This window comes from Marinobacter sp. LV10R510-11A (assembly GCF_900215155.1).
In the GTDB taxonomy this organism is placed as follows: Bacteria; Pseudomonadota; Gammaproteobacteria; order Pseudomonadales; family Oleiphilaceae; genus Marinobacter.
This window is the reverse complement of sequence record NZ_LT907980.1, coordinates 3,473,736-3,485,874: the sequence shown is the minus strand read 5'-3', so window position 1 is coordinate 3,485,874 and position 12,139 is coordinate 3,473,736. Positions and strand designations below refer to the sequence as shown.

General features: G+C 56.2%; 9 protein-coding genes and 1 pseudogene. 4 read left to right on the top strand and 6 right to left on the bottom strand.

Annotated features, from left to right (window positions below; translation table 11 throughout):
* The first annotated feature begins 51 nt into the window (after positions 1–51).
* Positions 52–1,434, top strand: coding sequence for a nucleotide 5'-monophosphate nucleosidase PpnN (ppnN, locus tag CPH80_RS16805; RefSeq protein WP_096279607.1), 1,383 nt, complete (start codon positions 52–54; stop codon positions 1,432–1,434).
* Positions 1,435–1,457: 23 nt separating this feature from the next.
* On the opposite strand, the gene CPH80_RS16800 is transcribed toward ppnN, so the two are convergent.
* Positions 1,458–1,793, bottom strand: coding sequence for a c-type cytochrome (locus CPH80_RS16800; protein ID WP_096279605.1), 336 nt, complete (start codon positions 1,791–1,793; stop codon positions 1,458–1,460).
* Between the two features lie 255 nt (positions 1,794–2,048).
* Here CPH80_RS16800 and CPH80_RS16795 point away from each other — a divergent pair, with 255 nt between their 5' ends.
* Positions 2,049–3,152 carry an enoyl-CoA hydratase/isomerase family protein gene (locus CPH80_RS16795; RefSeq protein ID WP_096279603.1) on the top strand — a complete coding sequence of 368 codons (1,104 nt, stop codon included), beginning with the start codon at positions 2,049–2,051 and terminating at the stop codon, positions 3,150–3,152.
* A 23-nt stretch (positions 3,153–3,175) separates the two neighbouring features.
* Here CPH80_RS16795 and CPH80_RS16790 read toward each other — a convergent pair whose 3' ends face one another.
* The 3 genes from CPH80_RS16790 to CPH80_RS16780 all read right to left on the bottom strand — a co-directional run bounded on the left by CPH80_RS16790 (position 3,176) and on the right by CPH80_RS16780 (position 6,502).
* Positions 3,176–3,883, bottom strand: coding sequence for an ankyrin repeat domain-containing protein (locus tag CPH80_RS16790; protein ID WP_096279602.1), 708 nt, complete (start codon positions 3,881–3,883; stop codon positions 3,176–3,178).
* Between the two features lie 70 nt (positions 3,884–3,953).
* Positions 3,954–6,107 (bottom strand): tRNA(Met) cytidine acetyltransferase TmcA, encoded by a 2,154-nt coding sequence (locus CPH80_RS16785; protein WP_096279600.1) that lies wholly within the window; start codon positions 6,105–6,107, stop codon positions 3,954–3,956.
* A gap of 17 nt (positions 6,108–6,124) precedes the next feature.
* The gene (locus tag CPH80_RS16780; RefSeq protein ID WP_096279599.1) at positions 6,125–6,502 is read right to left on the bottom strand and encodes a DUF2237 family protein; all 378 of its coding nucleotides are present in this window, start codon (positions 6,500–6,502) and stop codon (positions 6,125–6,127) included.
* Positions 6,503–6,588: 86 nt separating this feature from the next.
* Between CPH80_RS16780 and CPH80_RS16775 the strand changes: the two genes are divergently transcribed.
* Entirely contained in the window at positions 6,589–8,868 is a 2,280-nt protein-coding gene (locus CPH80_RS16775) for an ATP-dependent helicase (protein WP_096279597.1), read from the top strand.
* Positions 8,869–9,048: 180 nt separating this feature from the next.
* On the top strand, positions 9,049–10,263 hold the full coding sequence (locus CPH80_RS16770) for an OmpA family protein (protein WP_096279595.1): 1,215 nt from the start codon (positions 9,049–9,051) through the stop codon (positions 10,261–10,263).
* A gap of 109 nt (positions 10,264–10,372) precedes the next feature.
* Here CPH80_RS16770 and CPH80_RS23400 read toward each other — a convergent pair.
* Together CPH80_RS23400 and CPH80_RS16760 are read right to left on the bottom strand one after the other, a co-directional pair.
* Positions 10,373–10,641 (bottom strand): annotated as a pseudogene (locus CPH80_RS23400) (SAM-dependent methyltransferase); the annotation flags it as partial.
* A 203-nt stretch (positions 10,642–10,844) separates the two neighbouring features.
* Positions 10,845–12,116: a D-amino acid dehydrogenase gene (locus tag CPH80_RS16760; protein ID WP_096279594.1), complete on the bottom strand. Its 1,272-nt coding sequence runs from the start codon at positions 12,114–12,116 to the stop codon at positions 10,845–10,847.
* Between the last annotated feature and the right edge of the window lie 23 nt (positions 12,117–12,139).

Below are 12,139 nucleotides of genomic sequence, written 5' to 3'. Positions count from 1 at the left end.
GCTATGCCTCAAAATCGGGTATTACCGCAACACTCAGGAGCTTTTCCGTTCATGACCACACCCACCATCAATGCCCTTATATCCCCTGAGGGCAGCCTGGAAATACTGTCCAATCACGAAGTCAACTTGCTCAAAGACCGAAGCGAAGGCGGCCTGTACCGGCTATTCCGACAATGTGCTCTCGCCGTTCTGAATACCGGTGTCGTGACCGATGACTGCCAGGACTTGATGGAGGCCCATGCGGATTTTGATATACGCCTGATACCCCAGCCCAGAGGCCTGAAGCTGGAGCTGATTAACGCCCCGGCACACGCCTTTGTGGACGACGAAATGCTTCGGGCTATTCGTGAGCACCTGTTCTCAGTGTTACGGGATATTGTTTACACCCACTCTTCGCCGCAGTTTGCTCGTGTACTTAAAGGTGATCAGCCAGACGATCTCACCAACATGGTGTTTCATATTCTGCGCAATGCCCGAGCCCTTCAGCCCGGACGCCAGCCCGACCTAATCGTGTGCTGGGGCGGGCATTCCATTAGTGATGAGGAATACCAATACAGCAAAGAAGTCGGCCACCAATTAGGCCTGCGCGAGCTGAGCATCTGTACCGGTTGCGGCCCGGGCGCGATGAAAGGCCCGATGAAAGGCGCCACCATCGGCCATGCCAAGCAGCGTGTAAAGAATGGCCGTTATATTGGCATCACCGAGCCGGGCATTATTGGTGCAGAGGCACCCAACCCTATCGTGAATGAACTGGTTATCATGCCGGATATCGAAAAGCGCCTAGAGGCCTTTGTACGCTGCGGCCACGGCGTCATCGTCTTCCCCGGCGGCGTAGGCACCGCTGAGGAAATTCTCTACCTGCTGGGGATTCTTCTGCATCCGGACAATGCTGACCTGCCTTTCCCGGTGGTTTTCACTGGAAGACCGGAAAACGCTGAATATTTCGAGATGATTGATAAATTCATCCGTAATGCTCTTGGCGATGAGGCTGCCAGTAAATATGAAATCATCATTAACGACCCGGTGCGGGTGGCACAAGCCATGAAAAAAGGCATGAGGGATGTCGAGACCTTCCGCCGCGCCATGCAGGATGCCTATTACTTCAATTGGATGCTGAAGATCGACCCGGTATTCCAACTACCTTTCGAGCCTGATCACGAGAACATGCGCGCTCTGAAGCTACACCGTGATCAACCCGTGCACTTGATTGCAGCTAACCTGAGAAAAGCATTCAGTGGGATTGTGGCCGGAAACGTAAAAGAAGGGGGAATCCGAAAAGTTCAGGAGAGAGGGCCATTTGAGATTGCCGGAGACCCCACCCTAATCAAGCCTCTGGAGGCCATGTTAGAGCAGTTTGTCGCCCAGAACCGCATGAAACTGCCGGGCACATCAGCCTATCGTCCCAGTTACCGTATCATCAACACAGCAGCTTAAGCTGCTGTGTTGATGCGTGCTGCTTACTTGCCGCCGGCAGGCAGGCTTGCAAAATAAGCTGCCAGATTAGCGATGTCAGCGTCGCTCAGGGCCGCTGCTTGGCCCTGCATGATGGCTGCCATGCCGCCATTGCGCTGCTTGTCCCGGTAAGCCTTCAACGAAGACGCTAAGTACTGTTCGTGCTGACCCGCCAGGTTAGGATACATCGGGATCTGGGCAACGCCGTTCTGGCCGTGGCAAGCAGCACAAACAGCTGCTTTCGCCTTGCCTGCAGCAGCATCGCCGGCGGCAGAAGCTACCGCGGGAACAGCAGCGCTCAGTGCGAAAAGTCCTGCGACGGCAAAGTGTTTAAGTTTCATTATGATTAACCTCTCATCATCGTTTTAAGTTTTGCAAAACGGTACTGTAAACTGAACAGCAATTGAGAACTGAACAGTAATTGGGAACCGGACAGTAACTGGCTGGAACTTATAGCACAGCCACACCACAGCGCAAATGCCATAGATCAATGCGCGTGTTTCGACGTTCGTCCTTTTTAACTTTCATCACGTTACAGAGACAGTACGAATAAAGCCCGCACCCGAGATTACTTTTATCGCCCGGAGACACTATTAATGTCTGTAGAGGTTCAGGAACTCCCCTGTCGCGAAGGCCATGTAGGCGTATTAACCCTGGATGCCCCCGCCACGCTGAATGCGCTCTCTGAGGAGATGATCGTCACTATCAGGAACAGCCTGGAGCGCTGGGTTTCAGACGAACGCATCTGCGTTGTGCTAATACGTGGCGCCGGTAAAAGGGGGTTTTGCGCCGGTGGCGACATCCAGAATCTGTACCGGTCATTAACGGGCGTTGAACACTCCGAAGCGGCTTTCAGTGTGTTTCGGCACGAGTATGAACTGGACTATACCCTGCACAGGTACCCCAAACCCGTTGTAGGTATCGGGCACGGCATTATTATGGGCGGCGGCGTGGGCCTGTTTTCCGCCTGCCGCTACCGGCTACTGACGCCAGGCGCCACCCTGGCCATGCCAGAAATGTCTATTGGCCTGTTCCCGGATGTTGGTGCAAGTTGGTTCCTGAATCGGCTGCCGGGGCGCCTCGGGCTGTTTATGGGCCTGACCGGCGCTCGTTTAAATGTGACCGACGCATTAAGGGTGGGGCTGGCAGATATGGCCCTGCCAACAGAGGATCAACACTGCCTTTTGGCGCAGCTGCAAAGCGAGCGCTGGAGCGGCCATAACGCAGCCGATGACAGCCAGCTTTTCCGCTTGCTAAGCCAGGTTGAGGCTTCAGATTATCGTGCCTTGCCCGCCAGCCACTTGGAGTTGCACGAACGGGATATTGCAAGACTGTGTGCAGGCACAAGCTTGCCAGAGATTGTCGATCGGCTGCAGGCAGCTACCATAGACAGTGAATGGTGGCAGGCGTGCATGAAAACCCTAAAAGAGGGCTGTCCAGTATCTGCGTGGCTGATCTGGAACCAACTGAAAAAAGCCCAACAAATGTCACTGAAAGACGTATTCCGGATGGAGTTGGCCATGACCTGGGAGTGCGTGCGCAGGCCCGATCTGACTGAGGGCATCCGAGCACGGCTGATTGATCGCGATCAGACCCCCCAGTGGTCTTTCTCGCGTATCGAAGAGGTTCCTGAAGCGATTATCGAGGCGCACTTTTTGCCCGTGTGGAACGATCAAACAGACCCCATGCAGCTGGAATAACACGGTGCGGGTTGATCTTTACGCTAAAGCTCGGCCCCGGCCTGCACGAGTAGCATTTCCAGATCCGGATGACTTCTGGCCCGGGCCACATCCAGCGCAGTAGCGCCATCCTCTGAGCGGAAGTTTACATCGGCGCCTGCAGCCAGCAGCATTTCAGCCGTCAGCAGGTCACCACTGGAGGCGACCTTCATGAGCAGTGACTCTCCACCTTGGCTGACATTAACGTTTGCCCCGGCCGTCAGCAGCACTTTTACCACCGACAGTTGCCCCCGCTCAGCCGCACGCATTACCGGCGTAAAGCCCTGCTGATCCGTGGCGTTCACTTTGGCTCCAGCCGACAGAAGCAGACGCACGAGCCGGCGATCACCCTGCCCTGAGGCAGCCATCAAGGGTGTAACCTGATCGCTTTGGGCGAGATCGGGGCTAGCTCCGCGGCTCAGCAGATACCACACGATACGATCGGCCTTCGCACGAACAGCTGCCATCAGAGGCGTTCCGTTTTCGGTTAACGCATTCAAGGGCGCACCCGACTCTGTCAGGTTGCTGACAGCCTTAAAATCTCCTTCCGCTGCGGCCCGATACAAAGCCGAGCCAGACGCGTTTTCACTCTGGTGGTTTAGGTTAGCTGGAGCTTCTCTGGAGGCACATCCGGAGAAAACAGTAACCGCTGAAGCGAGCAGCAGAATAGATAGCAAGGTCGAACACTGGGAGAAGCCGATTCCCTTGGCCATAACAAACAGTCTCTGTCAGAAAGTTGGGCCCTATTCTGGGCAGGTGGTCGTCATAATTAAATCGAGCGGGTCACAACTCCGGCCCGTTTTGCAGAAGTTCACGCACTAAGGTGCGCAAACGATCCTCGCCATCGCGTTGGCCGGAACACAACCCATCCATTTGCAACTCTAACCAGCTCCAATCCTGCAATACAGCCCGGCACCAGAGGTTGGCCTGTGCATGCCTGCGAATCCAACTCATTACACCGGGTGCCAGGCTCAGATCCCGCAGTACTGGCACCATCAGCCGAAAACCCCGGTGACCGTCTCCAAAGTTCTGTAAATCCCGGATATCCACTGCGTCTGGCAGGCTCTTTGAGTGCCAGCACTCCGACGAAAAGCCGGATGTCATATCCGCCAGCAATTCTGGCCTCAAGTCTTTCCAATTCAGTGGTACAAGCGTTAGCCAGTGCCGAGCCAGACGCGCCCGCACTTGCTTAACCAAAGACACCCCTTCAGCGCTGCGGGCATAAACCATCTGCACCGGATACTCCCCGCTGGTAGCATCCTGCTGCAGCCCAGCGCGCACAAACGCCAGCCCGCAAGAGTCCCAGAAGGCGTACAGGTCGGAGCTGCCGCCAAAACTGGTGCCGGTGAAATCCAGACCTTCGTGCTCCGCGCCGGCAGTCGCTGCGGCAACCAGGCTGCGCCCGATGCCGGAGCGTCTAGCCTGCGCTGAAACAGCAATTCGAATAATCCGCAAGCCGTGCAGGCTGGCCGCCTCCGGAAACCCGCTGTGGCTGGCTAAGGACTGGGGTAGAAGATGCCCGCGAATCCGTCGTTTGCCGCTGGCCACCTGCTGTGCCAGACCGTCACTCAGCCCGCCTTCCACGGCGCCCCAAAGCACACCTACGATTTTGCCGTTTATAAGCGCTCGCCAGCTTCTGGCTGCGGGGTCGTCCATCCATTGCCGAAGATCTGCTGGCGTGGTTCGATAATGGGCGTCTACCAGTAGGCCAAATGCATCAGAGAGCCCTGCCTCGGAAGCTTGAGCAGGCTGCCAGGGCTCAATCGTTATCTCGCCAGCCGCCGCTTCGGGCACATCCCCCGGGCTATGCTCCGCACCCAGCAGAAACAGGCTGGATATCAATGGCTCCAACGGATCCTCTTCGGCCCAACGCACCGGCTGGGAAAGCGTTTGAGACTGCCACTGTGGCGTTTTCTCATCGAGTATTCGGCGAAAACGAATAGCAAAGCCACGCCCAGCGCCTTCATAACCATGAACCGTGGAAGCAAACGCCACCCGCGGCCAGCCCAAAAGCACACGCTTCAGCAGAGAAACCGGAATAGCCGCAGCTTCGTCTACCATGACCACCTCAGCTTCCGGTTTTTCCCGGAGCAGATCCCGGATCGGAAGAAAACGCAGCAGCGCGCCAGAGGCCGTCTCTATTCGGTCGTCACCCGCTTCCAACACTTCGTCACCAAGACTATCGCGAGCATGGGCGAACAAGGCGCTCACATTGTCCCTTGAAGGCGCAGTCACCAGAATCTGCCTGCGCCCTTGTTGCAGCAGTTGCGCAGCGGCCATGCCCAACGCCGCAGATTTGCCACGCCCCCGATCCGCCGTCACCACCAGCGGCCGACGCCGACGACCCAGCCCGAAGGACACCAGCTTTTGTATCAGCGCCCGCTGATCAGCCGTTGCAGCAACCCTAAATTCAGGTATTGGCTTAGGCAGTTCCGGAAGGGCCAATGCCTCCGACGAGCCGAGTTTCACCCGGATAACTGAAAGGTCTGCCGCCAGAATGTCCGCCATGCGCTCAGCAAAAGGATGGGGCTGATCGTGATCCAAACCGGTTCGGCCATAATCCAGATCGGCAAAATGACCCCATTCTTCCAATGAAGGCATCAACCAAAACAACAAGCCGCCAGCTTTCAGCGTGCCTGAAAGTGCCGCAAAAGCATCCGGCGGATTACCGCGCCAGCCATCCCATACAATCAGCGACGTTTCCCGACCCAGCCATTGCCGCGCCTTAGTCGGCTCAATACTGGTCAGGCGACCATCTGGTGCAGCTTCAGCCACGCCAACCCAAAGCCCGCCTGCCAACTCCAGAGACGGCATCAGCGCCTGTAGCCACTGCATGACCAGATCACGGGCGCCTTCCAGCAGCACCAACCGTCGCTCACCTCTAACCGCAAGACGGGCTTGCAATGAGCGCCAAGCAGCGGCGTCCGGCTCTGGCATTACCGTTCCGAAAGTCATTAACTGAGATCTACGCCGTGAGATTTCAAATCTTCGAGGGCACAGTGCTCCAAAGCCCCCTGGTGAGTAGCAAGCAACCGCACTCTAGGCGCGCTACCGCCTTTATAGGCTTCATGCCAGCGAGCCGCACAAAGACACCAGCCGTCCCCGGCCTTAAGACCCGGAAACCCGAAGGCAGGCACAGGCGTGCTCAAGTCGTTACCCCGAGCCTTGGAGAATTCCAAAAACTCATCAGTCATCACCACGCAAACAGTATGCGAGCCATGGTCATCCGGCCCAGTATTACAGCATCCATCGCGGTAAAAGCCGGTTTCAGGATCAATGCCACAAATTTCCAGCTTTTCGCCCAGCACATTGATGGGTTCTTCGATTTTCATGTTTGTTTCCCCTAACTTCGTAAGATAATTAATCATGTTAACGGTACAGGTACCCGAGCTTCCAGTTGGCCCGTACAATAGCATCTATGCCAACTAATACCCCTGAATCCCCCGCCCTAGATCTACCCGACTTTCTCACCGACGAGCAGCGGGCGATTATTACCGCCGGCGACGAGCATTCGGTGATCACCGCCGTAGCTGGCAGCGGCAAAACATCCACGCTGGCTTGGCGCATCCGCTACTTGTTGCAACAAGGTCACGACCCCGCCCGCATAGCGGTGCTTATGTTTAACCGCAGTGCCCGGGTGGACTTCGAGCGTAAGCTGCGGGAGGTGTGCCATCAGAGCGGGCTAGCGCTGCCCGAAATTCGCACCTATCACGCCATGGGCCTTCGGTTGTACAAGCGGTTTGTGCGGGAAGGCTACTTGCCAAACTTCTCCGAGAAGATTCTGACCGAACAAGAGATCAGTTTTCAGGCTTGGCTGCTAATCCGGCGGCTGGCGCCGCAGGATCTGGCGGATGAGATTCGGCGCAACAAGAAAGATTTTGTGGAAACGGCTACCGGGTTTATTGATCTGGTAAAGACCACCCTGTCACCGGCCGAGATAGTGTTTGAGGAGCTGGGCTACTCCGAAAAGCACCGCTATTTGATTGATCTGTTTCACAGCTTTGAGCAGTGGCGTAAAGGGCAACGCCGGATCAGTTTCGCGGATATGCTGTACGAGCCGGTGATGGCGATTCACCAGAACCAGCCGCTGCAGCGGCTGGTGGCCAACAAGATGGATTTGATTCTGGTGGATGAATACCAGGACACCAATGAGATTCAGCATCTGCTGCTGCGATATGTTGCCGGCGACCGGGCCCGGGTAACCGTGGTGGGGGACCCAGATCAGACCATTTACGAGTTCCGGGGCGCGAAACCTGAGTTTATCCTCAAGCGCTTCAGCGACGAATTCGAAAGCCCGCTGGAACAGACCCTGAGTTACACCTTCCGCTATGGCCACCGTGTGGCTCTGCTGGCTAACCATCTAATCTGCCACAACACCGGGCGCAAAGATGTTCTTTGCCATTCCCACCCTTCTACACCGGACACAGAGATCACCCTTCACCGGGCTGAGAACGACGCGGATGCCGTGTTACAGATCCTTGGGCAGGAACCTGATGTCGCCCTAGCGGATACAGCGATTCTATTCCGGGTGTGGAGCCAGAGCGTGCCAATCGAACTAAAGCTGCTGGCCCGGCAGATCCCCTATCGAATTGATGCCGGCAAAGGCGCCCTATTCAGTCGCGAAGTGAAGGCCATCACCGCGCTGTTGATGGTGGTTTCCGGGAAGCTGGAGAAACTGCCAGAGGAAGACCGGCTGGAGCAGGCACGGCAGCTTCTGCGCTTCCCCCATGTGGGCCTTAAGGAGCCGGAACTGGAGCAGCTGGCGCGTTTTCTTGCAGGGTTTGCCAGCGGCTGGCACGAACAGTTACTGGCATTGGATTTTGGCGCGTTGGCGCCCATGGCTGCGCGCAAACTGCGCAAGCTGGGAGAAATTCTGGAACAGTTGCGCGGATATTCAGGCCCGGTTGCAGGGTTGATCACGGTTTATGCGGAACACACCGATCTGTATGAAGGTGTTCGCAGCCTGGCGCTGACTCGTGACAGTGCGGAGGAACGCATTGATACGATTCACGGATTCCGTGAGTATCTGAAAGGCTTGGATGCCGATGCCGGCGGCGCCCTTGCACACCTCAAAGCACTGCGACAGCAGGCGAGCGAGAAGCAGACTGGCGGCGGCGTTCTGCTCTCCACCATTCACCGCACCAAGGGGCTGGAGTGGCCAAGGGTAATCATACCGGGGCTGCAGGAGAAATATCTGCCTCACAGCCCGAAACCCCAGGAAGATGCCCGGGCATCACTGGAAAGCGAGCGCAGGCTGCTGTACGTCGCCATGACGCGCACCCGGCAAAAACTGCACCTGATCACCCGGCCCGTGAGCAAACAACCTCACCTAGATGGCGATCAGGGTCCTAGCCGCTTTGTTGAGGAATGCTGTTTTGAACTCGCCAGCGAGTTCGGGCGCTGGCTGGATGAACGGACGCCGGGCACCGACCATGCTTTGAAGCTGAAAGCGCCACTGACACCGGTCAGCTCACGCTATGCAGCGCGAGAAGGTGTTAAGCTTGAAGGTGAGGTACAAGCCAATAGCAACACCACCTCACCCATGTGGCACCAGAAACGTCTCAATCACTCAATTTTTGGCGCGGGCACGGTGGTCGCAGAAGACGAAAGTTCCTTTGAGGTTCATTTTGGCAGTGGTGAAAAAATGAACTTCAGTAAAAAGAGCGCACACCTCTATTTCAGTGTTCCGTCTTCATAAAATGTAGGTCATCGCTACCAGCACGCTAAACATCACGAACATTTTCTAATGTAACCTTAATCATCTAGGTTTTGTTTTTTGTGGTCCTTTAGCTTAGATTGCGTGTACATGCGCACTCGCACTACTATAGTCACTTACGTTTCAGCAGCTTTACAATAACAATCGAACAGGAGGTTCTGCATGAACATCATGCGTCCGATTGCGATGGCCGCCATCGCTAGCGTCTTTGCCGCCCCAGCCTTGGCTGATCGCAACGAAACAATCTACATCAACCCTTTCGCCGCTTTTCAGCTTTTTGACGATGACCGCGACTTGAGTGAATCAGGTACATTTGGTGTTGGCTTGGAATACAGGTTCAAACCGCACTGGGCCGTTGAAGCAATCTATTCCCGCGCTGATGCAGACCGTAAGTATGTTAGTGGGTCATCAGATTTTGAAGAATACCGTGTAGACGGCACCTACTACTTTGCAACTCCAGACGAAGCTTGGAACCCATACCTCTCTCTGGGTGCAGGCCATGCCAACTTTGGTGTTGATGATGTTATCAGCTATCGCACAGCTGGCACCGACCACGACGAAACCCGCGTAAACGTGGGCACGGGCTTCCGTTATAACGTGACAGACTCGGTATCCCTGCGTGGCGACCTGCGCGAGTTTCACGGCATCGACGAAAGCACTTTTGACACCCAGGCTTCTCTCGGCATCAGCTTTGCGTTTAGCCGCACAGTTGCAAGTGCAGCCGCTCCGGCGCCCAAGCGCGCGGCAGACACAGACGGTGACGGCGTACCCGATTCCCGCGACCAGTGCCTAGGCACTCCAGACGGAGCAACCGTTGACAGCTCTGGCTGTGAGCCGGATGCCGACCGGGATGGCGTAACCGATTCCCGCGATGCCTGCCCGGATACGCCTGCTGGGGCCGTAGTAGACATGCGTGGCTGCGAACTCGACAGTGATAACGACGGTGTTGTCGATACCCAGGACCTTTGCCCGAACACCACTACTGGCGCAAAAGTGGACGACACTGGCTGTGAAGGCATAACTGAAACGATCGACACCTTTGCCATTGAGGTTGAGTTTCCGACTAACAGTTCCGTGATCGACCATTCCTTCGATGCAGAACTCCGCCGTGTTGCAGATGCTCTCGAGGACAACCCGGGAACCGTTGTGGAAATTGCCGGCCACGCGGACAACAGAGGCGAAGCGAGCTACAACAAGCGCCTGTCACAGCGCCGGGCCGAAGCAGTAGCCGCTCGCCTGACTGGACCGCTGGGTGTGGATTCTGCAAAAGTGAGCGCGGAAGGCTACGGTGAAACAGAGCCAGTTGCCTCTAATGAAACCGCTGCAGGTCGTGCTGAGAACCGTCGGGTTGAAGCCCGCATTCAGGTTCTTCGCTAATCGGTTAAGAACCTGTATATAAGTAGATGAAGTCAGGAAAGGCGCCCCCGGGCGCCTTTCCTTTTTGGCAGCTTCCTCGGGAGTAATTCATGCTCAGATTATTGACTGGCCTGACCGCATCCAGCAGCAGATTTCTGGGCGTCAGCGACCGTGCGCAAAAGTAGCCGAGGCGCACACGATACCCCTGCTCTTCAAGAAAGACCGCGTAATCCAGAACCAGCCAGAGCTCCAGAGGCCTCCGGAACAGATGCCGAACGAGCTCATAACGGCAAACCTCCGCGTGGCGCCGCACGCCGTGGGCAAGCCAAAGATCAAAATCGGGGCTTTCAGGCAAACAAAGCTGTTTTTACCAGCTGCCCACTGGCAGAACGCGGGGAAACCCTTCTGAATCAACTGCGGTGAATCATCGCATTCGGCATCGGTAAGTTCTGCCACCCAGTGAGCCAGCCTAGGGTAGCGCTCAACCCACGCCGGTATCGGCTCTATAAACGGAGCTGGCTGCCAGATGGGCTGATGCAGCACGAGCCAGTCGTTTAGCTGTTGCCACCGCACGTAATAAGACTCCGCAGGCTCACAAACACTCACTCCTGATAACGCCCCGGGCGAAACGCATCCAAACAGACTGCCGGCTCCTCGCCATCAATTACCTGCGCAATTACATCCGCACTACCCGCCGCTAACGTCCAGCCGAAGGTGCCATGGCCGGTGTTTAGATAAATATTTTGGCGCGGGCCCCGGCCAATGATGGCTGGGCCATCTGGGGTCATCGGGCGAAAGCCTGTCCAGGTTTCGGCGGCGTCTAGATCCGCACAACCCGGGTAACGGGATTCAACAGATTTGCGGATGACGGCAATACGCGCTTCAGGGATATCTCGATTGAAATCCGCAAGCTCAACAAAACCCGTTGCACGCAAACGATCTCCCAAGCGGGTAGACACAACCTTGTAGTTATCATCGTGAATGGTGGACGCGGGCGCACTATCCGGATTTTTCAAGGGCACAGTAATGCTGTAGCCCTTGATCGGATATATAGGCAATTTAAGGCCCAGGGGCCCAACCAACTCTCCAGACCAGCAACCAGCGCTGATCACAAAGGCGTCGGCGTCGAGGTTTTCCTGCTGGCCGCTTTCGGTGCGCAGAACCACCGACTCAACTGTTTGGCTATTGGCCACCAGTCGTTCCACTTGAACGTTATAACGGAAGCGAACCCCTTTTTCTTCGCAAGCCTTAGCCAGCTCTTGGGAAAACAAATGACAGTCGCCAGTGCCGTCGGTGTCGTAACTGAGAGCGCCATACAAAGGCCCGTTCCTCGCCATGCCGGGCTCGGCCTCGTATACCTGCTCTGGGGTCAGCAATCGAGAGGCAATGCCCATCTCGTTCAGTACTCGGTGTGTGCCCCGATGTACTTCCAGCTCTTCGGGGGTACTGGCGAGGTGCAACAAACCGCGGTGACCGCCATCAAATGCTAGGTTAAGCTCTTCTTCCAGCCTCAAAAAACAATCACGGCTGTGTATACCAAGGCGAAGCATGGCGCGCTTGTTAAAACCGAACAGGCCCGGCGACCAGGCATAGCGCAGTGTAGAAAACATGAACTGCACAGCAGCCAGAGAGGGTGGCATGCGCAACTTCAGAGGGCCATCCTGCTTGAACAACCAGGGCAGCGCCTTGAATACCATGCTAGGGTCAGCCCAAGGATATACCACACCGTAGGAGCGCTGAGCCGCGTTGCCCTTGCTTGTCTCATCGCCAGCCACACTATGGCGCTCCAGCACCGTCACCTGGTGACCACGACGGCTCAGTTCCCAGGCTGTGGTTACACCCACAACGCCACCACCAATAACGACAACGTGCATTTGCACCTCCACCCTTAAATCAA

What these genes read in the sequence shown, in the direction of transcription:
- ppnN (WP_096279607.1), top strand. Translation starts at nt 52, where the DNA reads ATGACCACACCCACCATCAATGCCCTTATATCCCCTGAGGGCAGCCTG.
- CPH80_RS16800 (WP_096279605.1), bottom strand. Translation starts at nt 1,793, where the DNA reads ATGAAACTTAAACACTTTGCCGTCGCAGGACTTTTCGCACTGAGCGCT.
- CPH80_RS16795 (WP_096279603.1), top strand. Translation starts at nt 2,049, where the DNA reads ATGTCTGTAGAGGTTCAGGAACTCCCCTGTCGCGAAGGCCATGTAGGC.
- CPH80_RS16790 (WP_096279602.1), bottom strand. Translation starts at nt 3,883, where the DNA reads ATGGCCAAGGGAATCGGCTTCTCCCAGTGTTCGACCTTGCTATCTATT.
- CPH80_RS16785 (WP_096279600.1), bottom strand. Translation starts at nt 6,107, where the DNA reads ATGCCAGAGCCGGACGCCGCTGCTTGGCGCTCATTGCAAGCCCGTCTT.
- CPH80_RS16780 (WP_096279599.1), bottom strand. Translation starts at nt 6,502, where the DNA reads ATGAAAATCGAAGAACCCATCAATGTGCTGGGCGAAAAGCTGGAAATT.
- CPH80_RS16775 (WP_096279597.1), top strand. Translation starts at nt 6,589, where the DNA reads ATGCCAACTAATACCCCTGAATCCCCCGCCCTAGATCTACCCGACTTT.
- CPH80_RS16770 (WP_096279595.1), top strand. Translation starts at nt 9,049, where the DNA reads ATGAACATCATGCGTCCGATTGCGATGGCCGCCATCGCTAGCGTCTTT.
- CPH80_RS16760 (WP_096279594.1), bottom strand. Translation starts at nt 12,116, where the DNA reads ATGCACGTTGTCGTTATTGGTGGTGGCGTTGTGGGTGTAACCACAGCC.